General features: G+C 68.6%; 21 protein-coding genes and 1 tRNA gene. 10 read left to right on the forward strand and 12 right to left on the reverse strand.

Annotated features, from left to right (window positions below; translation table 11 throughout):
* The first annotated feature begins 37 nt into the window (after positions 1 to 37).
* Positions 38 to 259, forward strand: coding sequence for a response regulator transcription factor (locus EAX62_RS00395; protein WP_121899724.1), 222 nt, complete (start codon positions 38 to 40; stop codon positions 257 to 259).
* A gap of 55 nt (positions 260 to 314) precedes the next feature.
* Here EAX62_RS00395 and EAX62_RS00400 read toward each other — a convergent pair whose 3' ends face one another.
* Both EAX62_RS00400 and EAX62_RS00405 read right to left on the reverse strand, forming a co-directional pair.
* Positions 315 to 1,121, reverse strand: a complete 807-nt coding sequence (locus tag EAX62_RS00400; RefSeq protein WP_121899725.1) for an MOSC domain-containing protein — start codon at positions 1,119 to 1,121, stop codon at positions 315 to 317.
* A gap of 44 nt (positions 1,122 to 1,165) precedes the next feature.
* On the reverse strand, positions 1,166 to 1,780 hold the full coding sequence (locus EAX62_RS00405) for a YczE/YyaS/YitT family protein (protein WP_121899726.1): 615 nt from the start codon (positions 1,778 to 1,780) through the stop codon (positions 1,166 to 1,168).
* A gap of 85 nt (positions 1,781 to 1,865) precedes the next feature.
* On the opposite strand from EAX62_RS00405, the gene EAX62_RS00410 reads away from it, so the two are divergent.
* Both EAX62_RS00410 and EAX62_RS00415 read left to right on the forward strand, forming a co-directional pair.
* Positions 1,866 to 2,423, forward strand: coding sequence for a GNAT family N-acetyltransferase (locus tag EAX62_RS00410; protein ID WP_199711046.1), 558 nt, complete (start codon positions 1,866 to 1,868; stop codon positions 2,421 to 2,423).
* A gap of 64 nt (positions 2,424 to 2,487) precedes the next feature.
* Positions 2,488 to 3,708: an alpha-amylase family protein gene (locus EAX62_RS00415; RefSeq protein ID WP_121900910.1), complete on the forward strand. Its 1,221-nt coding sequence runs from the start codon at positions 2,488 to 2,490 to the stop codon at positions 3,706 to 3,708.
* A gap of 20 nt (positions 3,709 to 3,728) precedes the next feature.
* Here EAX62_RS00415 and EAX62_RS00420 read toward each other — a convergent pair whose 3' ends face one another.
* Complete coding sequence (locus EAX62_RS00420) at positions 3,729 to 4,544, reverse strand: TSUP family transporter (protein ID WP_233557746.1); 816 nt, start codon at positions 4,542 to 4,544, stop codon at positions 3,729 to 3,731.
* A gap of 111 nt (positions 4,545 to 4,655) precedes the next feature.
* Here EAX62_RS00420 and EAX62_RS00425 point away from each other — a divergent pair, with 111 nt between their 5' ends.
* A complete protein-coding gene (locus EAX62_RS00425; protein ID WP_121899727.1) occupies positions 4,656 to 5,258 on the forward strand; it encodes an HAD family hydrolase in 603 nt (200 codons plus the stop codon).
* A gap of 64 nt (positions 5,259 to 5,322) precedes the next feature.
* On the opposite strand, the gene EAX62_RS00430 is transcribed toward EAX62_RS00425, so the two are convergent.
* Complete coding sequence (locus EAX62_RS00430) at positions 5,323 to 6,573, reverse strand: alpha/beta fold hydrolase (protein ID WP_121899728.1); 1,251 nt, start codon at positions 6,571 to 6,573, stop codon at positions 5,323 to 5,325.
* A 46-nt stretch (positions 6,574 to 6,619) separates the two neighbouring features.
* Complete coding sequence (locus tag EAX62_RS00435; RefSeq protein ID WP_158600416.1) at positions 6,620 to 7,636, reverse strand: lactonase family protein; 1,017 nt, start codon at positions 7,634 to 7,636, stop codon at positions 6,620 to 6,622.
* 82 nt (positions 7,637 to 7,718) lie between these two features.
* On the opposite strand from EAX62_RS00435, the gene EAX62_RS00440 reads away from it, so the two are divergent.
* Together EAX62_RS00440 and EAX62_RS00445 are read left to right on the forward strand one after the other, a co-directional pair.
* The gene (locus EAX62_RS00440; RefSeq protein ID WP_121899730.1) at positions 7,719 to 8,411 is read left to right on the forward strand and encodes an HAD family hydrolase; all 693 of its coding nucleotides are present in this window, start codon (positions 7,719 to 7,721) and stop codon (positions 8,409 to 8,411) included.
* Between the two features lie 209 nt (positions 8,412 to 8,620).
* Positions 8,621 to 9,313 carry an SDR family NAD(P)-dependent oxidoreductase gene (locus tag EAX62_RS00445; protein ID WP_121899731.1) on the forward strand — a complete coding sequence of 231 codons (693 nt, stop codon included), beginning with the start codon at positions 8,621 to 8,623 and terminating at the stop codon, positions 9,311 to 9,313.
* Here EAX62_RS00445 and EAX62_RS00450 read toward each other — a convergent pair.
* Together EAX62_RS00450 and EAX62_RS00455 are read right to left on the reverse strand one after the other, a co-directional pair.
* Complete coding sequence (locus EAX62_RS00450) at positions 9,305 to 9,838, reverse strand: hypothetical protein (protein ID WP_121899732.1); 534 nt, start codon at positions 9,836 to 9,838, stop codon at positions 9,305 to 9,307. The genes EAX62_RS00445 and EAX62_RS00450 overlap by 9 nt on opposite strands.
* Positions 9,835 to 10,224, reverse strand: a complete 390-nt coding sequence (locus EAX62_RS00455) for a PadR family transcriptional regulator (protein ID WP_121899733.1) — start codon at positions 10,222 to 10,224, stop codon at positions 9,835 to 9,837. The genes EAX62_RS00450 and EAX62_RS00455 overlap by 4 nt, the downstream gene beginning before the upstream one ends.
* A 179-nt stretch (positions 10,225 to 10,403) precedes the next feature.
* Between EAX62_RS00455 and EAX62_RS00460 the strand changes: the two genes are divergently transcribed.
* The 4 genes from EAX62_RS00460 (at position 10,404) to EAX62_RS00475 (ending at position 14,760) form a co-directional block, all read left to right on the forward strand.
* Complete coding sequence (locus tag EAX62_RS00460; RefSeq protein WP_121899734.1) at positions 10,404 to 11,378, forward strand: acetylxylan esterase; 975 nt, start codon at positions 10,404 to 10,406, stop codon at positions 11,376 to 11,378.
* Positions 11,379 to 11,616: 238 nt separating this feature from the next.
* Positions 11,617 to 12,945, forward strand: coding sequence for an ammonium transporter (locus EAX62_RS00465; protein WP_121899735.1), 1,329 nt, complete (start codon positions 11,617 to 11,619; stop codon positions 12,943 to 12,945).
* On the forward strand, positions 12,942 to 13,280 hold the full coding sequence (locus EAX62_RS00470; RefSeq protein WP_121899736.1) for a P-II family nitrogen regulator: 339 nt from the start codon (positions 12,942 to 12,944) through the stop codon (positions 13,278 to 13,280). Before EAX62_RS00465 ends, EAX62_RS00470 begins: the two co-directional genes overlap by 4 nt.
* 25 nt (positions 13,281 to 13,305) lie before the next feature.
* Positions 13,306 to 14,760 (forward strand): NAD-dependent succinate-semialdehyde dehydrogenase, encoded by a 1,455-nt coding sequence (locus EAX62_RS00475; RefSeq protein WP_121899737.1) that lies wholly within the window; start codon positions 13,306 to 13,308, stop codon positions 14,758 to 14,760.
* On the opposite strand, the gene EAX62_RS00480 is transcribed toward EAX62_RS00475, so the two are convergent.
* From EAX62_RS00480 to EAX62_RS00500, 5 genes are all read right to left on the reverse strand, one after another.
* Complete coding sequence (locus EAX62_RS00480) at positions 14,761 to 15,849, reverse strand: winged helix DNA-binding domain-containing protein (protein WP_121899738.1); 1,089 nt, start codon at positions 15,847 to 15,849, stop codon at positions 14,761 to 14,763.
* A 29-nt stretch (positions 15,850 to 15,878) separates the two neighbouring features.
* The gene (locus tag EAX62_RS00485) at positions 15,879 to 17,228 is read right to left on the reverse strand and encodes a flavin monoamine oxidase family protein (protein WP_121899739.1); all 1,350 of its coding nucleotides are present in this window, start codon (positions 17,226 to 17,228) and stop codon (positions 15,879 to 15,881) included.
* A gap of 192 nt (positions 17,229 to 17,420) precedes the next feature.
* A tRNA-Thr gene (locus tag EAX62_RS00490) sits at positions 17,421 to 17,493 on the reverse strand.
* 54 nt (positions 17,494 to 17,547) lie between these two features.
* Positions 17,548 to 19,212, reverse strand: coding sequence for an alpha/beta hydrolase (locus EAX62_RS00495; protein ID WP_121899740.1), 1,665 nt, complete (start codon positions 19,210 to 19,212; stop codon positions 17,548 to 17,550).
* Between the two features lie 97 nt (positions 19,213 to 19,309).
* A complete protein-coding gene (locus EAX62_RS00500) occupies positions 19,310 to 21,004 on the reverse strand; it encodes a DoxX family membrane protein (RefSeq protein WP_121899741.1) in 1,695 nt (564 codons plus the stop codon).
* Between the last annotated feature and the right edge of the window lie 12 nt (positions 21,005 to 21,016).

A 21,016-nucleotide genomic window follows, 5' to 3' on the forward strand; every position in this document is an offset into this window, starting at 1 on the left:
ACACCACCGTGCCTCAGCGACCCGGACACCCCGGGCTGTGCCGAGAAGCCCCACCAGCCTGAACACCGCCGCTGGTGCACGCCGGGCGGGAGTGTCGAACGCCGCCATCGGGGCGGAACTGTTCCTCAGTGAGGCGACCGTGAAGACCTACGTCTGGCTCCTGCTCACGAAGCTGGGCCTCCGGGACACGGTGCAGATCGCCGTGATGGCCCACGCAAGCGGCCTCGTGACGATGGGGGACGACGGGTCCGCAACGTGAGCAGGCTGTGATGCCGTCCCACCGGCCGACGGCGCACGTCGGACGCCCACCGGCATCACGCAGACAGGGATGGCTCCACGTGGTCACCGACGTGGATTCGTCCCCGGCCGAGCGGGGTCAGTCGCAGGCCGAACCAGGTCTTGTTCTCCCGCCTGCGATGCGCCGCCAACGTGCGTATCGGTTCCCTGCCGCGGGCCAGCGTCACAGGATCGAGCGTGGTCATGGAGCACCTGTCACAGATCATCGTCACCCGGAACGGGACGCCGTTGATGTGCACGCTCGTCCACCCCTCCTCCACGAAGGGTTCCCCGCCGTCGATGACGACGTTCGGACGGAAACGCACCGGATCCAACGGCTGCGCCCCGGAGTCGGCCCAGTCGTCGAGTTGACGCATGGATGACTCGGTGATGAGGAGCAATGGTGCGGCATCCGCCAACGACATCACGTCACCCGGCTGGCCGCCCTCCTGAGCGGCGATGGGACGCAGCAAGGGATCCGGCTGCCACACCAGCCTCACGCGGAACCCGAGGCGGTCGCTCAGCCATCGGCTCACATCGCTTCCGGCAGCCACGGCCGAACCCTGCCGGCTGTGGTCCACGGCGATGATCTCGCCGCCCTCGCGCATGTCGACGTCGATGACTCCGCCATCACGATCTGCGAGTCGCACAACATTCTCGGCGAGTGATCGCGCGGTCAGGCCGAGGAGTTGTGTGTGTTCGCGCGCCGTGAGCTTTTCGCCCTTTCGGCCGACGAGTCCCCAGCGGCGGTCCTGCTCCAGGCCCCAGGGGTTGACCCAGGCCCCAGCGACGTCCTCGCCCGCCAACGATTTCACCGGGTACACCCGGAGCCTGGTCACTCGCACGCCAGAAGGCTAGCTCGCACCCCGAACCTGGCACAGGACACGCGTCAGACGCTTCTCCTCCGCATGTCCAGCAACGGCACGAAAAAATGCATGAGCGGGCCGATGGCCAGTGCGAAGGCCACCGTTCCCACTCCCAGCTGTCCTCCGAGGGCCACTCCGAGGACAACGACACTGACTTCAACCACGGTCCGGGTCAGCCGGAGCGTCCGGCCGGATCTTCCGGCGAGCGAGGTGACGAGCCCGTCTCGCGGCCCGTGTCCCAGACCTGCGCCGATGTAGGCACCGGTGGCCACCCCGTTCAGTGCGATACCGAGGACGAGTGCCCCGATGCGCAGCGGTAATCCCTCCAGGGGTGGCAGCACCGCGAGGACGGCGTCGATCGTCAGGCCCACGAGCACAATGTTGAGCAGGGTCCCCACACCGGGCCGCAGGCCCAACCACATGGAGACTGCAAGCAGAAGGACTCCGATCAGGACCGACCAGACACCGATGCTCAGGCCCGCAGCATTCGTCAGGCCCTGCTCCAGCACCGTCCAGGGCATGACTCCGAGCTCGGCACGCACGATGAGCGCGATGCTCGCGCCGAACAGGGCAAGTCCGCCGAGCAACTGCGCACAGCGAGCGGGCAGGCGATCTCCGCGGGCGGGCAGGAAGGGCATGCGCCCCACCGTAGCCGCGATGGCGGAACGCCCAGGAACTCAGAGCGTCGAGTTCCCGGGACGCCGACTGCGGGAGAATACCCCCATGGACACATGGCCCGAGGCACCCACCATCGCGTGCGCTGACCTCACGCTGGAGCCCTTGCGAGTGGAGCATGCCCAGGAGATGGCGCCCGCACTCGACGACGTCGCGCTGCACACCTTCATCGGTGGCGAACCGGCGACACTCGATCAGTTGAGGCAGATCTACACGCTTCAGGTGGGGGGAGCATCCCCGGATGGCACCGAGCTGTGGTTCAACTGGGTGATGCGCCGCAGCGACACGCGGGAGGCGGCCGGGTACGTCCAGGCCACCATCACACAAGAGAACGGCGTGAGCGTCGCCGAGATCGCATGGGTGGTGGCACGAGCGCATCAGTCCCGCGGCCTGGCCCGTCAGGCGGCCACCGCCATGACCGACTGGCTCCGGAGCGCGGGGGTCGGACGCGTCGTCGCCCACATCCATCCCGAGCACGTGGCGTCCAACGCGATCGCGACAGCAGTCGGACTGCACCCCACCTCGACCCTGGTGAATGGCGAGGTGCGCTGGACCAGCGGCGATCAATCCCCCCGCCCACGCCACACCACGATCTCGACGAACTGACGCACTCCCCCACCCGACGGTACGGTTTATGGCGTACTGCACTCTCACTTCCCAGGGACGCACCATGAGCCTCATCGATCACGCCATCTGGTGGCACGTCTACCCCCTCGGCGCCTGCGGAGCCCCGATCCGCGAGACCCACGGGGAGCCGGCCCACCGGCTGCGGCGGCTGGACCCCTGGCTCGACTACGCCATTGAGCTCGGCTGCTCCGGGCTGCTGCTGGGGCCGATCTTCGCATCGACGGCGCACGGGTACGACACGCTCGACCACTTCCGCATCGACCCGCGGCTGGGTGACGACGAGGACTTCGACCATCTCATGGCCGAGTGCAACCGCCGAGGACTCTCCGTGGTGCTGGACGGGGTGTTCAACCACGTCGGCATCGACCATCCCATGGTCGCCAAGTCCCTCGCCGACCCGGCGCATTCCCTCATCCGGCTCCAACGAGACGGCGACGGTGTACGCCCGGAGGACTGGGAGGGCCACACGGGGCTGGCGAACCTCGACCACTCGAATCCGGCCGTGGTCGACCTGGTCGTCGACATCATGCTGCACTGGCTGCGCCGGGGCATCGCGGGCTGGCGCCTCGACGTCGCCTACGCCGTGCCATCGGAATTCTGGCGAGCCGTCGCCGCCCGTGTGCGCGCCGAATTTCCCCGTGCCATCTTCATCGGCGAGGTCATCCACGGCGACTACGCCGGGATCGCCCGCGCGGGCACCCTGGACACCGTCACGCAGTACGAACTGTGGAAGGCCATCTGGAGCTCACTGAAGGACCAGAACTTCTTCGAACTCGCGTGGACGCTGAAGCGGCACGCCGAGTTCTCCGACGACCTCATCATGCAGACATTCGTCGGCAACCACGACGTGTCACGCATCGCCAGCCTCACCGGTGACGCCGGCGCCGCACTCGCGGCCGGCATCCTCCTGACCACCCCGGGCATGCCCAGCATCTACTACGGCGACGAACAGGGGTTCCGCGGCGAGAAGGGCACGGACGAGGCGGCCGACGACCCCATGCGGCCGCCGCTGCCGAACGCACCCGCTGACCTGGTTCCCAACGGCGAGTGGCTGCACCGCCTGTACCAGGACCTCATCAGCCTGCGGAGACGCAACCCGTGGATCACCCGTGGCGAACTGATCGTGGAGACCAACGACCAGACGTCGATCTCCTACCGCGTGGAGGCCGACGGCCACACCATGAGCACGTCCGTGCAGTGCGCCCCGCACCACGCCCTCACCGTCCTCGTCGACGGAGCGCACCAGTTCAGCTGGAACGGCTGAGCGCCGGCTTCGCGTCGCCGTCAGATCCGACCCGCGATGGACTCCACCCAGACGTCGTGGCCCAGTTTCAGGATGAGGACACCGACGACGATCAGGAACACCACCCGAACGAAGCCTGACCCCTTCGCGATGGCCGTCCGCGACCCCAGGTAGCCACCTGCCATGTTCATGACCGCCATGCTGAGCCCGAGCCCCCACACCACGTTGCCGGTGGGGATGAACAGAGCCAGCGCCCCCAGGTTCGTGCCCAGGTTCACGATCTTGGCCTTGGCGCTGGAGGCCATGAAGTCGTAGCCCAGGACGCTGACCAGCGCGATGATGAGGAACGTGCCCGTGCCGGGGCCCAGAAGTCCGTCGTAGAAGCCAATGACCACGCCCAACGCGCAGGCGATGACCAGGTGACGCCCCCGCTCGAAGCGCAGGCTGGTGGCCGCCCCCATCATGGGGCGGACCGCCACGAAGATCGCCACGCTCAGGAGGGCCACCACGATGATGGGCTTGAAGACCTCCGGCGGCAGGACGGTGGCGACGGCGGCGCCGCCGAAGCTGCCAGCCACCGCGAAGCCCGCCATGGGCAGCGCGGTCCTCATGTCCGGCCGTATCCGTCGCACGTAGGTGACGCTGGCGGTGGCCGTGCCGAAGATGGAGGAGAGCTTGTTGGTGGCCAGTGCCTGCACGGGCGCAAGGCCGGGAACCAGCAGCAGGGCGGGCAACTGCAGCAGTCCCCCGCCGCCGACCACGGCGTCAACCCAACCCGCCGCGAAGGCCACGAGCATGACCAGCGCGAGCATCTCGACCCCCATCCCGTCGGGGAGGAACGCGTCGAGTGGAATCACCAGCACAATCTAGCGGCCGATCCCCGCCACCGGCGACGGCCATCATCACCGGCCGGGCCCGGCTTTGGCCCTGGGCGCTCCGGCTCTTGCCGTCCCGCCTACCATCGGGACATGATCAAGGCCGTCGTCTTCGACCTCGGCGGGGTGCTCGCCTCGCCACCGTCCCTCCTGCCCCTGCTGGCTGCGCGCATGGGCACCACCCACGCGCGCGTCGCCGAGCACTACTGGAGTGGCCGCGACGCCTACGATGCCGGTGGCAGCACGCAGGACTACTGGGGACCGCTCGTCGCCGCCGCCGGCGGTTCAGCCAGCGAGGGCCTGCTGGACGAACTCGCACTGCTGGATGCCAGTGTCTGGTCGGAACTCCGCCCGCAAGCGTGGCAGGTGCTGCGCGACTGCCGCTCCGCCGGCGTGATCGTCGCCATCCTCAGCAACTCCCCGCACGCCGTGCAGAGCGCGGCGGACGGTGCGCAGTGGCGTCGCGACGTGGACCACCTGTTCGTCTCCGCCACCCTTGGCATGATGAAGCCCGATCCCGCCATCTACCGGGCCGTCGCGGACCAGTTGGGCCTGCCGGGCGCGGAGCTCGCGTTCATCGACGACAAGCAGGCCAACGTCGACGGGGCACTCGCAGTCGGTTGGCGCGCGCACCTGTGGACCGACGATGCCGACACCCGCGACTGGCTCGTGGCTGTGGGCGTCCTGGAACGCTGACCCTCCTGACCCCGGTTCACGGAGCCTCAACCGACCTGTCCAGCAGCCTGCCGCCCCGTCCGGGTCAGCGGAGGATGCGGTCCTGCGCGAGGTCGATGAGCCGGGGCAGCACCTGGCCCGTGCGCAGCCCGCTGTGCTCGTGCTCACTGGTGATGCGCACCCGGACATCGGGCATCAAACCGGCCGTGGCCAGGGAGTGCTCGACGGGTACGAACACGTCGTTGTAGTACACGGCCGCGGCGCCGCGGATGCCCGAGGCGGCGATGGCCTCAGCGTCGTAGAGTCTTGGCCACTGGACCTGCGCCAGCGCCTCCGCCACCTCCCGCCAGGGCTGGAATGCCGGGACCGTCTCCGCCCATTCCCGTCGGACGTGCTCACCGGTGAGGAGGGTGGGGTCTGCGAGGAAGTCGTCGGGTTCGGCACGCTCCGCCGCCCAGTTGGTGACCACCCCGTCGGCGTAGGAGGACTCGTGGAGCACGTAGTAGAGCGGATTGCGTCCACGGTAGGGAAGGGCGGCGGCCAGGTCGTGACGGAAGGCGTTGGTGGCCGGATCCTGCTCCAGCAGGGACCAGAGCGTCTGCCATCCGTCGTCGCTGCCGAGCAGCATGCCGAGCGATCGGATCCGCGACACCGACACCACCTCCCGGTCAGGAAGCACGATGGCGCCGTCGGCGGCGAGGTCGACGAGGCGCGCGACGGCGTCCCGGTGCTCCGGGAAGCGACGGTAGTAGCGCAGGGTGGCGGCCCGCATCTTGTCGTAGGTGAGTGCGTACACGTCCTCGGCCGGGAGCCCTATGCCACTGAGGCCACCGGTGAAGTAGGCACGATCCAGCGAGGAGGCATCGGTGCTGAGGTAGGCCATGGTGGTGAATCCGCCGAACGACTGGCCCAGGGTGTTCCATGTCGTGGCGCCGAGATGTTCGCGCATCGCCTCGGCGTCCCGCACGATCGCATCGGCCCGCAGGTGCGTGAGGTGCTCCACGACGGCGTCGGTGCCACGCTCCAGGTCCTCGTCGCGGACGGGGGTGGACCTGCCGGTGCCACGTTGGTCCAGCAGGACGACGCGGTAGTGCTTCAGCGCGTCGCCCAGCCACGACGGCGACGTGGGGCTTGCCAGCGCGCGCGGCGCCTCGGAGCCGGGGCCGCCCTGCAGGAACACGAGGTAGGGCAGGTCTGCGCCGTCCTCGCGGATGACAACGCAGGCGTGCACCTCGACGGAGCGGCCGTCATCCGGGTCGCCCCACACGAGGGGGACGTCGATGGTGTGGTTCTCCACCGTGAGGTCCTGCATGTGGTGTGTCGTGGTTGAGGCCATGGGTCGAGCCTATGCCGGGGCGGCACCGCAGGGTGGAGGACCCCCGTCAGATGAAGCGCACCCAGTCCGGGCCCAGCCCGGTCTCCACCCGGTGGAGATGGACGAGCGCACCCTCATCGAGCCGGTACAGCGATGCGCACCCGGAGCGCTCGCCCACCACCACCAGTCGGGTGCCCTCAGGCGACACCGCCAGGCCCCGGGGCTGCTCCTCGGTGCCCGTGATGACGACGCGGTCCGTGAGGTGGCCGTTGCCGTCGAGTGCCACCGCAGCAATGGTGGATTCGGTGCGCTCCGAACACACCAACCACCGCCCTCCGTCGGCGAGGCCGAGGTCCGCGCCCCAGATGAGGTGATCGGCGCGAGGATCACGACCGTAGGCACTCACCCCCAAGCCCTTGTCGGTGGCGTGGGCCGCCACGGCCTCCGCGCGGGTGAGGCTGCCGTCGGCGGCGCGGTCGAAGCGGATGGCCTCGCCCGTGAACTCGGTGATGAGGTAGGCGCTGCGTCCGTCATCGGTCAGCACGAGGTGGCGGGGGCCGGAGCCGGGTGGGCACGCCACGGTGGCCTCCGGCAGTTCGGTGAGGCTGGAATCCGGATGGAGGGCGTACTGCGCGATGAGGTCCTCGCCCAGCGACGCGAAGTAGGCGGTCCTGCCGTCTCGACCGGGCACTGCCGCGTGCAGGTTGCGGAACTCCAGCCGGGAGACGACGTCGCCCAGCACACCGTCGACCACCGGCCAGGACGCGCCCCAGCCCCCGTGGTACGAGGCGCCCAGCAGCGTGGAGCCACTCAGACCCAGGTAAGCGAGCGGGTCGTCAACGTCGCGGCGCGACAGCTCACTCAAGGCACCGGTGTCGCGGTCCAGTTGAAGCGTCACCACAGCAGGGTGTGGATCCTTGACCCCCACGTAGACCAGCGCGCGGTCGACGTCCACCGCGAACGTGCTGCATCCCACACCGACCTGCGTGCTGGCCAGCAATCGGAGTTCGTCGTCGATGAGCCGGAAGGCGGAGATGTCCCCACCCTTGTCGTTGCCAACCAGGACCACTGATGGTGTCGTCATGCCCCACATCGTAGGCGGGTACGAACCCGCGCGCGGCCGCGGCCAGCAGTCACCCGCCCGGGCGAAGGTAGGGTGCATCACCGTGACCCCACTTCCCTTCTCCGCCATCCTCTTCGACTGCGACGGCGTCCTCGTCGACTCCGAGCCCATCGTCAGCAAGGTGTTCCGACAGATGCTCGTGGAGTTGGGCTGGGACATCGGCGAACAGGAGTGCATGGACCTCTTCGTCGGCAAGTCCTTCCTCGATGAGTGGCGCATCATCCACGAGCGCACAGGTCTCCGCATCGACCAGGACTGGCTCGTGGGTTTCCGTGAGCGCCGGGACGCGGCGCTCGCCCGGGAACTCGCGGCGATGCCCGGGGCCGTCCCGGCGGTCAGGGCGGTGGCGGAGGCGATGGGCGGCCGGTTCGCCTGTGCAAGCGGGGCAGATCGTCGCAAGATCGAGATGCAGTTGCGCATCGCCGGGCTCGACGGCCTGTTCGGCGACCGCGTGTTCAGCGGCCTGGAGACACCACGCAGCAAACCCGCCCCCGACGTGTACCTCGCCGCGGCCGCGGCGCTGGGCGTCGATCCCGCCACCACCGCCGTGGTCGAGGACTCAGTGCCCGGCGTGCTGGCCGGGGTGGCCGCCGGGGCGACGGTCTTTGCCTTCGCACCGCCGACGCGAACCTATTCCCTGGCCGAACACCTGCTGGAGGCCGGCGCCCACCACATCGTCACGAGCATGGATGACCTGCCAGCGCTCCTGATGGGCACCGACGCCCTCGCCAGCTGAGACGACCCGGGACCCAGTGGGTTCGTCCCGTTTCCCGGGAGATCCTGCACCACACCGTGAGTTCTGTTCCCTGAGTGCCGCCCGCGGGGAACGAGCCGGCGGTGTATCGAAGGGCTCGTGACGTGGAGGAGCTCACTTGTTCGCACGCGACTCGGCATGGGTGTGTGATGGGAGACTCCACTCGACCCCCTGCTCCGTAGAGTTACACCATGTCTGGTCACACACTTCAGGGCGCAGTCGTCGCCGTCATCGGGGCCAGTGGCGCCCTCGGATCGATCATCTCCCAGGAACTCGTGGAGCGAGGAGCCAAGGTCCTGCTGGTGGGGCGCAGCGAGGAGAAGCTTCAGGCCGTGGGACTGGCCGACGCCACCATCGTCCTGGCTGACCTCACCGACGCAAACGCCGGGGACGCCGTCGTCGAGGCTGCCTCCCGAGCCCATGGCCGGCTGGACGGCGTGATCAATGCCGCTGGGGTCGTCGCCTTCGGCGCGCTGTCCGAGACCGAGGACGCCATCATCGAAGAACTCTTCATGACCAATGTCATAGGGCCCCTGTGGCTGATGCGCCGTGTGACGCCGATGCTCCAGGAGTCCGGCGGGTTCCTGGCCAACATCTCGGCCATCGTCGCCGACAAACCCATGGCCGGCATGGTCACCTACTCCGCCACGAAGGCCGCTCTCACGGCTGCCGACCACGCCATGGGGCGCGAACTGCGCAAGTCCGGCATCGACGTGTACGACGTCCGCCCCCCGCACACCGAGACAGGTCTGGTGACCCGCGCGCTGGCGGGTGACGCGCCGAAACTCCCGGAGGGGTTGCCTCCGGAAGTCACGGCCCGCAGGATTGTTGACGCCATCGAGGCGGGGCAGTTCGACGTGCCCGCCGAGGACTTCTCAGCCTGACGTGCGGGCGAGCCGCCAGATCCGGGAGAACACCAGGTACGCCACGGTCCCGATGAGTGCGATCACCAGCACCAAGGGCAGGATGTTGGTGGTCGACATCGAGATCTGCTCCGCCGTCGAGATGAACACCGTCTGTGAACCCCACAGGGTGACGGTGCGGGTGCCCCCACCCATGGCCTGCAGGGTGTCCAGTGTGCCGATGGCATAGGCCATCACCAGGAATGCGGTCACGCAGATGGCGATGCCCCCCGCGACCGCGCCCGCCACGTAGCGCGGACCCTCCGGATCCATCTCCGCGGTGTACTGCTCGGCGAGGTCGCCGGGCTTCCCCAGGCCCTCCAGCGCCGGGCTCATCCCGATGTCGGCGGCGGTGGCGGTGAGGTCCCTGCGGAGGTCGCGCTGGATGTGGCGACTTTGTTTCGACGGAAGGTTGCGCAGACCCCAGTCGAGGCGCGTCAGGTACCACTCGCGTCGCAGGAAATCGGCGATTCCCGGACGGTACCGGGTGCGTGCTGTGTCACTCATGAGGTCTTTCCCTTCGTGGTGCTGTGGGCGGACGGCTCCAGAGCGCCCGATGGGGGGCTCGAGCCGAGAACGGACGAGACGGCGGCGGCCAGATCATCCCAGCCGCTGATGGCCTCGGCGAGGGCAGCCCCGCCGGAGGCGGTGACTCCGTAGTACTTGCGCGCGGGCCCTGCCGTGGAGGCGACGAGCCGGGAACCCAACAGGCCCTCCCGCTCGAGCCGGTTGAGGACCGGGTACACCGTCCCCGTGGAGATGCCGGCCAGCCCTCGGCGGGTGAGCCTGGTCACCAACTCATAGCCGTAGGTCTCCTCATCCGAGAGAACCTTCAGCACGAGCATGCGCAGAACACCTTTGAGGAGCTGCGGATCACGAATGGTTTCTTGCATGGATACAGACTACGGCAGCTATCTTGCATTGACAAGTAGTACGGGGATAACAGTAGTGGGTATCGAAGCTTTGCCGATGTCGCGGCTCCTCGATCCACGACCCTCACTGTCAGACATTTCGCCACGCCAGCCGCTACGAGGGCCACCGTCACCGGTGCGTACAACTAGCATTGGTTGGCATGGCGCAATACGACCTCCCCCTGTCCCAGCTTCGCGAGTTCCGCCCCAACGTGCAGGAGTCGCCCGACTTCGACGGGTTCTGGGCGCGCACGCTGGCAGCAGACCCCGCGGTGAGCGCCACCGAGGAGCCGCTGGAGAACCGGCTGTCGACGATCGACACCTACGACATCACCTTCACAGGCTTCGGCGGCGCCCCCATCAAGGCATGGCTGCACGTCCCCGCAGGCACGAACACGCCGTTGCCGGGCGTGGTGCGCTACGGCGGGTACTCCGGATCTCGCGGCATGCCGTTCAATGCGAAATACGCGGCTGCCGGATACGCCGAGTTCGTGATGGACTCCCGTGGCCAGGGCTGGTGGGGGTCCAACCTCTTCGGCGGGACCGCCGACCACCACACCGACGCCGGCGCCTTCGGCCCGCCCGGACCCATGACCAAGGGCATCGGCTCCGCCGAGACCTACTACTACCGACGCCTCATCACTGACGCGGCGCGCCTCATGCAGTACGCCGCAGGCCACCGACTCGTCGACCCCTCACGGCTGTTCGTGGCCGGGGGGTCCCAGGGCGGCTACCTCACCATCGCGGCGGCCGGTCTGGCACCGTCGCTCCGCATCGAGTTGGCCGGAGCGATGCCGGATGTCGCCTTCATGTGCACCATCCGACGCGGCGTCGAGATCACCGACAACCAACCCTTCTCCCTGGTGGCCGATCTCCTGAAGGCCGCGCCCCACATGGAGGACCAGGTGTGGGAGACGCTCAGCCACTTCGACGGTGTGTCCTTCGCGGGGCGCGCCACCTGCCCCGGATACTTCTCCGTGGCGCTGGCGGACCCCACCTGTCCCCCGTCGACGGTGTTTCCCGCCTACAACGCCTGGCAGGGGGACAAGGACATCGAGATCTACCCCTACAACGGACACGAGGGCGGGGGCGACGTGCAGACGTGGAAACAGCTCGGCTGGCTCGCCGACCGCTGACCCTGCCCACCACCGTGGCGCACGCGCGCCTCATGCCGCCTCATGCTCTGCCCCGCCACGACGCCCACACCCACGTCCACGCAAGGATCCGACGCGGCATCTCCGCTCGGCACTGACGGCCCTCCGGGGGGGCCGTAACGCACCGGTAACACCGTGACACGCAAACGGAACCGCACGGGCCGCAGGTTGTGACCGTACAGCGACTCCGCCGACATCTGGGTCCAACAGGATTACGCCCATGAACCTTTTGGAGATCTCGGCCGGTGACACTGCCTGGGTACTGACAAGTGCCGCGCTCGTGTTGCTGATGACCCCCGCCCTCGCCTTCTTCTACGGCGGGATGGTGCGCGCCAAGAGCGTGCTGAACATGCTGATGATGTCGGTGACCTCCATGGGCATCGTCGGTGTCCTGTGGGTCCTCGTGGGATTCTCGATGTCCTTCGGGGACTCCCTGGGTGGCATCATCGGCAACCCGCTGCAGTTCGCCGGGCTGCGCGGCCTCATGGACCCTGAGGCCGTCGTCGGCACGATCCCCACACTCGTCTTCGTGGGCTTCCAGGGCGCGTTCGCCATCATCGCCGTCGCCCTCATCAGCGGGGCGGTGGCTGACCGCATGAAGTTCTCCGCATGGGCCGTCTTCGCCGCGGTGTGGGCGGTGCTCGTGTACTTCCCCGCCGCCCACTGGGTGTTCGCTTTCGACGACACCGTCTCGGCCAGGGGTGGGTTCATCGCCAACTCCATCGGCGCCATTGACTTCGCGGGCGGCACCGCCATCCACATCAACGCCGGCGCCGCCGCCCTGGCCCTGTGCATCGTGCTGGGCCCGCGCATCGGGTTCAGGACCAACCCCATGCGACCGCACAACCTGACCCTGGTGATGCTGGGCGCGGGCATGCTGTGGTTCGGCTGGTTCGGATTCAACGCCGGCTCCGCGCTGGGCGCCAACGGCACCGCAGGCGTGGCATGGATCAACACGCTGGCCGCCGCCGCAGCCGCCATGCTCGGCTGGCTGGTGGTGGAGCGCATCCGTGACGGGCACGCCACCAGCCTTGGCGCCGCATCCGGCATCGTGGCAGGCCTGGTGGGGATCACCCCGGCCTGCGCCGCCGTCAGCCCTGTGGGTGCGCTGGGCGTCGGCCTGCTCGCCGGCGTGGGTTGTGCCTTCGCCATCGGCATCAAGAAGCGGTTCGGCTATGACGACTCGCTCGACGTGGTGGGCGTCCACCTGGGCGGTGGCCTCATCGGCACCCTTGTCATCGGCTTCCTCGCCGACCCCGCCTCCCCCACGGGCGCTGCAGGACTGTTCTACGGCGGCGGCTTCTCGGTGCTGTGGGCGCAGATCCTCGGCGCCGGCGCGGTGCTGATCTACTCCTTCGTCGTCACCTTCGCCATCGCCAAGGTCCTGCAGAGGACCATGGGGCTGCGCACCCACGCCGAGTCCGAGACCGCCGGCATCGACGGCGTCGAGCACGCCGAGACCGGCTATGACCTGAGCGTCGTCGGCTACAGCGCCTACTCCGTCAAGCACACCATCGTTGTCCCCAGCCGTGAAGGAGACCGGGCATGAGGCTCGTCACAGCAATCATCCAACCCACCATGCTCACCACCGTCGCCGTCGCCCTGGCGCAGCACGGGGTGGCCGGCATGACCGTCACCGAGTGCGCTGGGTACGCCCGCCAGCACGGCCACCGCGAGATGTATCGCGGCACCGAATACACCATCGACTTCCTCACCAAGGCACGCCTGGAGGTGGTGGTCGCCGACGATGAGGCGGCCGATGTGATCGACGCCATCGTCGAGGCTGCCCGCACCGGTTCGGTGGGCGACGGGAAGGTGTGGTCCACCCCCATCGACGAGGTGGTGCGTATCCGCACCGGAGAAACAGGGCAGGCTGCGGTCTGATCACCACCGGACGTAGGTTGGCTGCATGAGCAACCGCAGCCTTCCGGACGACCTTGACACCCGCCTGTTGATCAACGGCGCGTGGGTGGACGGCGAACGCGCCAGCTTCGACGTCCTGGACCCCGCAACGAACGAGCCGCTGACGGCGGTCGCCAACGCCAGCCCCGACCAGGGGCGTCAGGCGCTGACGGCCGCCGTCGACGCGCAGCAGGCCTGGGCCGCCACCCCACCCCGGGAACGCTCGGACGTGCTGCGGCGCATCTTCGACATGGTGCTGGAGCGGCGCGACGACTTTGCCCGCACCATGACGCTGGAGATGGGCAAGGCCCTACCGGAATCGCAGGCGGAAGTGACGTATGGGGCCGAGTTCCTCCGCTGGTTCTCCGAGGAGGCCGTCCGGATCCACGGCCTCTACGGACAACTGCCGGAGGGGACATTGCGGCAACTCGTCATGCGGCGCCCCGTCGGAGTATGCCTGCTGCTGACACCCTGGAACTTCCCGCTGGCCATGGCCACCCGCAAGATGGCCCCGGCGCTGGCCGCCGGGTGCACCGTCGTTCTGCGCCCCGCGCAGTCCACGCCGCTGACCACGCTGCTGCTGGGGCGGGTGCTGTGCGACGCCGGCCTGCCGGACGGCGTGGTCAACATCATCGCCTCCAGCGAGCACGACGTGACCGACGCGCTGCTGGCCGACGACCGCCTCCGCAAGGTCTCCTTCACCGGCTCCACCCCCGTCGGCAGATCGCTGCTGGCCAAGGCGTCAAAGAACGTTCTGCGCACCTCCATGGAACTCGGCGGCAACGCCCCCTTCATCGTTTTCGAGGACGCGGACCTCGACGTCGCCGTCGACCAGGCCCGGGCGGCGAAGCTGCGCAACATCGGGCAGGCCTGCACCTCCGCCAACCGCTTCATCATCCACGAGTCGCTGGCCGACGAGTTCGCCGACCGGCTCGTGGAACGGTTCGCCGACGAGGTGGTGGGCGACGGGCTCCAGGAGTCCACGACGTTGGGCCCACTGGCCAGCGCCCAGGCACGGAAGGACGTCCACGCGCTCGTGACGGGCGCCCTCGAGGCGGGGGCCACGCTGCGGTGCGGTGGCGTGGTGCCAGAGGGTCCCGGGAACTTCTACCCACCCACGGTCCTCACCAATGTGGCCCACGACGCCGAGGTGATGGCGAACGAGATCTTCGGACCGGTGGCGGCCATCACCACCTTCGTCGACGAGTCCGAGGCGCTGCGGATCGCCAACTCCGCGTCGGTGGGACTTTCCGGCTACGTCTTCACGCGTGATGTCGGCCGTATCCAGCGGATGGGTGCGCTGCTGGAGACCGGGATGATCGGCGTCAACACCGGTGTGCTGTCGAACGCGGCCGCGCCGTTCGGCGGCGTCAAGGAGTCGGGTCTGGGCCGGGAGGGAGGGTTCGTGGGCATCGACGAGTACCTCGAGACCATCTACCTTGCTCTGCCGGAACCCTCCTGATCAGTCCGTGACGACGGGGAACGAGCCGAAGAGTCGCTCCAGCCCGGCCTGTGTGGCCGCGGGGATGGGGGTGAACGCCTCCACCTCGAGGGTTCGGCTGCCGGGCCGCCCGGCGCGACGCCAGAATCCCTTCACAGCACCGTCCACCACGACAGAGCGACGGAACACGCCGTTGCGGCCCGGCACCAGGAGCACTTCCTGCTCGGCCGTCATGGCGAACGTCCGGTCCTGGTAGCCCAGGATGAACTCGTCGAATCCGGGCAGCAGCAGCGGCCGGGAGGCGTCCTTGCCGACGGCGGCCACCTCATCCAGGAGCCCCGCACGCCAGTAGCTGGGTTCGTCGGCGCCGTCGTCCTCCAGGTCCATGGTCGCCTCGGGGAGCGCCGCGCGGATGTCGCGCAGTGGCAGCTTGGTCCACCAGGCGAAGTCGCGGATGGTGGCCGGGCCGTGCCCCACGAGGTAGCGCCTCAGGAGTTCGGCGATGCCGGCCGTGCGGTCACCGTTGAACGTGCCCGCAAGATCGGACCCCTCCGGCACCCACGTCCGGGTCCATGCAATATTTTGGTCAGTGCCGTTCCAGGCGCCGTGGCAGAGCGTCCCCTCCCCGATGAGGTGGGCCAGCAGGTGGTATCCCACTCCCCCGGCGGTGGGCTGACCGTCTGCCTCCCACCTGGCCAGGAACTCCGATCTCGGGAGTCCGTTCGGCTCGACGGAGAGCACCTCGACGGCAAGCTCCCGTGCCCGGTCCACCTTGGCCTGGTCCAGGCCGAGGTGGTGCCGGCGGTTGGCGGCGGCCCGCAGGGCGGGTGCCGCGCAGAGTTCACTCACCCACAAAACATCGGCGGCGGCCATGAGGAACACGGTGCCGCGCATGGGGTACCCGCGCACCAGTCGGCCTGCACACAGTTCAGCCAGGACGTCGTCCACGTCGCCGCTGCGGGTGCGCAGGGCTGCGGACGCGATGACGCCGGGGAGATCCTGCCCCTGCATGGCGAGCAGTGCCGCCACGGCAGCGTGGGGATTGTCGTGGGGGCGCGTTGTCAGGGACTGCGCCACCAGTCGGGTGCGGGCGAGCTGCGGATCGGGCATGGACCAGTTCTACCCTGCCGCGGTGACAGTCAGGCGCAGTTGCGCGCGACTGCCGCTGCCACGTCGAGGCCGGAGCGAACCGCCCCTTCCATGTAGCCGTTGAAGCGGCCGGAGTACTCCGCGCCGGCCCAGTGCAGGACGCCTTCGGGTTCGGCGAGGACCGGGCCGTTGGTGGTCCAGACACCCGGCGCGAAGTGCGCGCCGTGGCAGCCCGCCGTGAAGGGTTCGGCGGACCAGTCGCGCTCGATGTAGTCGATGGGCTTGGCGGCCACGTCACCGAACGTGCGCACCACCGAGTCCACGAAAGAGCGTTGGCGCAGCGTGATGGAGCGCTTGGAGAGGCTGTCGGCGTCGGCTCCCTCGAAGAAGCCCATGAGCAGGCCGCGTTCGTCGTCGCCGGTGGTGGTGTCGAAGGTGACCCGCACAGAGCCCTCGTCCGCACTGGACTGCCCGGAGAGCCCGAGATCGCGCCAGAAGGGCTTCTCGTAGACCAGGAACGCCTTGATGACATTGCCGGCGGCCACCTTGGCGGCGGTCTCCGTGCGCCACTGCGGCAGCGGCGGGTCGTAGGTCATCTTCATGGCAAGCCGCGGCGGCAGGGTCGTGATCACCTGACGGGCCTCGATACGTGTGCCGTCGGTCAGCACCACCGTGGCGGAGCGTTCACCGTGCTCGATCCTGTCAACCACGGACGACGTGCGCACCACGTCGCCGAGGTCCGCGGCCATGGCGCGGCACACCTCGAACATGCCACCCTCGACGCGGCGCTGGTTCAGTCCGCCGTTGGAGGCGAGCATCGATTCCAGGTCCGGGCCGGAGTTGACCTGGTGCAGGCCCTCCAGCAGCGTCGCAGTGCGGCTCATGGGGCCAAACGCCGCGGAGTACACCTCGATGAAGCGGAGCTGCGCCCCCTGGGTGCGCAGGTTGGTCTGGATCCAGCGGCGCAGGTCCTGTCGCAGCCACGCATCGTTGGAGGCGGACCAGGCCGGGTCATCACGGAGACGTTGCGCGAGACGGCGCAGTCGCAGCAGGCCCTGGCCGAGGTCGGAGACCTCGAACGGGCTGAGCGCTGGTCCGTCATCGCCGGACGGCACTTCCAGATTCTGGCCGCGAAGCCGTACCACCAGGTTGCCCTTGTTGGGTAGGCCGACGGTGTGGAGGCCGTAGCGATCCACGAGTTCCTTGACGGCATCATGGCCGGCGCCGATCCACTGGCCGCCCAACTCCACGTACTGCCCGTCGTCGAGGACACCGTTCTCGACGCGCCCACCCACTCTGTCACGGGCTTCGAGGACGACCACGTCCAGACCGCGCTTGACCAGGTCAAGGGCAGCGGTCAGGCCCGCGAATCCGCCTCCGATGATCGCGCAGTCGCGCATTATTCCTCCTGAAAATTGCTGCGGGCGCTTCAGTGAACACCAGCACGGAACAGCCTACAAGGCGACCTGAGCCCACCCTCCGACGCCCCCGGCTAGTGCCTTTCCCGCATCACGGGACGGCCGGCGCCACGTCTCGTGAACACCCCGGGACGCGAAGGACCCCGGCCTGAGGGCCGGGGTCCTTCTCACCCGAGCCGCCCACGGGAATCGAACCCGTGACCTACGCTTTACGAGAGCGTCGCTCTTCCAACTGAGCTAGGGCGGCAGCAAGCAGAAACTATAGCGTCGGAGCCCACCGATGCGAAAACTGCGGACCAGCTCAGGAGCAGGTGGCGCCGTCCTTGGGTGGCACCCCGTCCTCCAGGTACTTCGTGACGGCGGCGTTGACGCACTTGTTGCCTCCGGTGACCGACCCGTGGCCGGCCCCCTCGAAGGTCAGCAGCACACCGGACTCCAGTTGCTTGGCCATCGACACGGCATGCTCGTAGGGCGTGGCGGAGTCCCCGGTGGTGCCAACCACCAGGATGGGCGGGGCGCCCTTGGCCGTCAGTTTCAGTTGGGGGCCGGGGTCGGCAGTCCAGGTCTCGCAGACGAAGTCGACGCCCATGTTGGTGGCGAAGACGGGCGATTTCGCCTTGTTCTCCTCCCAGAAGTCAAAGGTGGCCTCGATGCCCTCATCAGCCCAGTCGACACAGCGGGTGGCAGGGAATGCGTAGGCGACCGTCTCGTAGCCGTCTGCGCCCCTCCCGTTGAGTTCGTCGGCGGCCTTCAGCAGGTCGCCGGCGCGGCCGTCCATGGCGTCGGTGAGCACGTAGGTCAGCCCGGGGTAGGCCTGCTCGTCGGAGTACAGGAACAGCGCGACGCCCGTGGCCCCGAGACTCTGCGTCAGCGAACGGTCCCCCACCGCAATGGGGTTGGCGTCGAGTCCGGCCAGGAACGTGGCGATGCCGTCCACCACCTCGTCGGCGGAGTCGCCGAGAGTGCAGGCCTTGGTCTTGGCACACCAGGTGGCGTAGTTGCGCAGCGCCAGTTCGAACCCTTCGGACTGCGAGGCGGACGCCTCGTCGTCGGTGATGTCGACGGCAGAGTCGAGCACGAGCCGCCCTGCCCGATCGGGGAACAGCTCGGCGTAGACGGCGCCCACGTAGGTGCCGTAGGACACACCGACATAGTTCAGCTTCTCGGCGCCGACGAGGTGCCGCAGCAGGTCCAGGTCGCGCACGTTCTCGATGGTGGTGAGGTGGTCCAGCAGCTCACCGGAGGCGGCCCGGCACTGGCGGGCGAACTCGGCCCAGCCCGTCTCCAGCGCCCTCTCCTCCGCGGCGTCATCAGGCGACCCGTCGAGTTCGAACACCGCGTCGGTCTGCTCCGTGGTGCCGCACTGCACCGTGGTCGACTTCCCCGTGCCCCGGGGGTCCCACCCGATGATGTCGTAGCCGGACCATTTGTCTGTCCCCAGGTTGCGGGCGAAGTCCTGGCCGCCGAAGCCCGGGCCCCCCGGGTTCACGAAGAGCGGACCCCGTGTGGGGTTCTTCGATGGCACCTTGCGCATCGCGATGTCCACGGCCGAGCGGCCGGGATCGTCCCAGTCGAGGGGCGCCTTGACGGTGGCGCACAACTGTTCCCCGCAGGATTTCCAGGCCACGGGCTGGGTCCAGTACGCAGCCAGGTCGTCCCCTGCCGCGGAGGGCAGCTGGACGTTTCCCGGGTTGGGGTCCCCGCCGAGCTGGCGGTCGGGGTTCAGTGGGGCAGTGGGCTTCCAGGTGGCGTGGTCCGCCACCTTCACCGCCGGTACGCCCGGGTGCGGATCGGAGGGATCCACGGGTGACGGGGTCTGCGTGGAGGGCGCCGCCGACGACTTCGTGGCGGGGGGATCGAACGGCGTGGACCCACCGGCCATGCCCAGCACGAAGAATGACGCCACCAGTACAACGGCAATCACCACCGTGGCACCCTGCGCCCAGCCCACCCAGTTGTTCCGCATCCGCAGCCTCCCTCACGCCCGTGGAGTTGAACGCTACCCAACCGCTCCAACGGGAACGGGCGCTTGGGTCCTCCACGGGTCGCGGGGTGGGGGTGTGTCAGCCCTGCTTCTCAGCCTTGGACTCAGCCCGGGCACGGCGGAATGCGCCGTCGATGCCCCAGGCGCCGCCACCGATGGTGAGCAGCACGAGGCCGATCGCCGCGAGGAGCAGGTCCTTGTCGCCGATGAAGCCGTCGACCCAGAGTCCACCGGAGGTGAAGATCTGGAAGTTGCCCCAGCGGATGAACACCAGTGCCGCCACGGAGATCACCAGCAGCAGGAAGCCCACGACGCGCTGCAGGAGGCCGATCACGAGCAGCAGGGCCATGGCACCCAGGGTGAATCCGAGAATCCATGCCACGAGACGCGGCTCCGGAATCAGCGGGTAGCCGGCAAGGAAGTTCGCCGTGGCGTCGACGCCGCTGCCCAGGATCTGGAAGCTCGCGAGCCCCAGCACGCCAGCCAGGACGATGCGCATGACGAACAGTCCGAAGCTGGGGAGGAAGCGGTCCGTGGTCACACGGGGAGGACCGAAGTCCTCACGCATGGCGTTGTCCGGGGAGGTGGGGACGGCGCCGAGGCGCTGCTCGCGTGCCTGACGCTCAGCGTCCAGGGACGCCTGGCGACGTTCCTCCTCGACGTCGGCGTCCGTGTCCGGGTACTCGCCCTGGGCAATGACGGCGGTTTCCTCCATGCCTGCAGTCTCCTCGGCTCCTCCGGCGCGGTAGAGGCCGTCCGGAACGGTGCCGGCGTGTCCGGGGGTCGCGGCTGTACCGCCTGAGGCCACCGGAGCAATCACAGGCACGGCCTGGGTGTGCTCCATGTCGTCGGTGTCCACGTACTGCGTGGGCTCGGCGTCGGAGTCCGTCTCCACGTACTGCGTGGGCTCGGCATCGGAGTCCGTCTCCACGTACTGCGTGGGCTCGGCATCGGAGTCCGTCTCCACGTACTGCGTGGGCTCGGCATCGGAGTTCGTGTCCACACGCTCGGACATCTCCTGGTCCATGTCCTGTGACACCGGCTCATCGGCCACGTCGTGGGCAACGGCCTGCGTGTCCGCCTCCTCCAGCGGCACGGGGTCCACTGCGAGGTAGTCGGCGGCATCGACGTGTCGCTCATCCATGGCCACCGATTCCTGCGCGTCGTTATCAGCGGGCTCGTCGAATTCCCGGTCCAGGGCACTGTCCTCGGCCGGATCCTCCACGAGATCGGCGGTCTCAGCGTGGCCCACTCCTCCATCGGTGGCCTGCACCATGGCGGGCGAGGCCACCGCGGTGGCACCCATGGCCGTCATCGACGCGTCGGGCACGATCGGCCTGGGTCGCGTGATCTCGTCGTCGGGAACATCGGAGAACTCGTCAGCTCCCGCGAAGGTGGCCTCATCGACACCAAGGGCGTCGGCGGGCTCGTCGACCCGGGCCGGCTGCATGCCGTGCTCGTCGGCGTCACCCTGGGGTGCACTCCCAGAGGTGGGGTCGACGTCGCCGGAGCGGTACTCGTCGCCAGCATCGGGTTCCTGTCCCGGGACCGGGGAGTGCTCTTCCACGGCGGGCGAGGCAGGCGACCCGTCCGTCGAGACGTCACCGTCCGCGTGTGCACGTGGGGTCACCGGCACGGACTGTTCGCTGGAGTAGTCATCCCACTCGGTGGGGCTGATGGCAGTGCCGTACTCGCTCTGCTCCTCGTTCCAGTCGGCGTTGTCGTCATGCGGCGTCCCTTGACGCACCCACTCGCCGTTGGCTCCTGATGTCATGGGGTTACTCCT

The organism is Tessaracoccus antarcticus (genome assembly GCF_003688855.1).
GTDB lineage: Bacteria > Actinomycetota > Actinomycetes > Propionibacteriales > Propionibacteriaceae > Arachnia > Arachnia antarctica.

Coding starts and splice junctions, on each gene's coding strand:
- EAX62_RS00405 (WP_121899726.1), bottom strand. CDS start 1,780: ATGCCCTTCCTGCCCGCCCGCGGAGATCGCCTGCCCGCTCGCTGTGCG.
- EAX62_RS00410 (WP_199711046.1), top strand. CDS start 1,866: ATGGACACATGGCCCGAGGCACCCACCATCGCGTGCGCTGACCTCACG.
- EAX62_RS00415 (WP_121900910.1), top strand. CDS start 2,488: ATGAGCCTCATCGATCACGCCATCTGGTGGCACGTCTACCCCCTCGGC.
- EAX62_RS00425 (WP_121899727.1), top strand. CDS start 4,656: ATGATCAAGGCCGTCGTCTTCGACCTCGGCGGGGTGCTCGCCTCGCCA.
- EAX62_RS00430 (WP_121899728.1), bottom strand. CDS start 6,573: ATGGCCTCAACCACGACACACCACATGCAGGACCTCACGGTGGAGAAC.
- EAX62_RS00435 (WP_158600416.1), bottom strand. CDS start 7,636: ATGACGACACCATCAGTGGTCCTGGTTGGCAACGACAAGGGTGGGGAC.
- EAX62_RS00445 (WP_121899731.1), top strand. CDS start 8,621: ATGTCTGGTCACACACTTCAGGGCGCAGTCGTCGCCGTCATCGGGGCC.
- EAX62_RS00450 (WP_121899732.1), bottom strand. CDS start 9,838: ATGAGTGACACAGCACGCACCCGGTACCGTCCGGGAATCGCCGATTTC.
- EAX62_RS00455 (WP_121899733.1), bottom strand. CDS start 10,224: ATGCAAGAAACCATTCGTGATCCGCAGCTCCTCAAAGGTGTTCTGCGC.
- EAX62_RS00460 (WP_121899734.1), top strand. CDS start 10,404: ATGGCGCAATACGACCTCCCCCTGTCCCAGCTTCGCGAGTTCCGCCCC.
- EAX62_RS00465 (WP_121899735.1), top strand. CDS start 11,617: ATGAACCTTTTGGAGATCTCGGCCGGTGACACTGCCTGGGTACTGACA.
- EAX62_RS00470 (WP_121899736.1), top strand. CDS start 12,942: ATGAGGCTCGTCACAGCAATCATCCAACCCACCATGCTCACCACCGTC.
- EAX62_RS00475 (WP_121899737.1), top strand. CDS start 13,306: ATGAGCAACCGCAGCCTTCCGGACGACCTTGACACCCGCCTGTTGATC.
- EAX62_RS00480 (WP_121899738.1), bottom strand. CDS start 15,849: ATGCCCGATCCGCAGCTCGCCCGCACCCGACTGGTGGCGCAGTCCCTG.
- EAX62_RS00485 (WP_121899739.1), bottom strand. CDS start 17,228: ATGCGCGACTGCGCGATCATCGGAGGCGGATTCGCGGGCCTGACCGCT.
- EAX62_RS00495 (WP_121899740.1), bottom strand. CDS start 19,212: ATGCGGAACAACTGGGTGGGCTGGGCGCAGGGTGCCACGGTGGTGATT.
- EAX62_RS00500 (WP_121899741.1), bottom strand. CDS start 21,004: ATGACATCAGGAGCCAACGGCGAGTGGGTGCGTCAAGGGACGCCGCAT.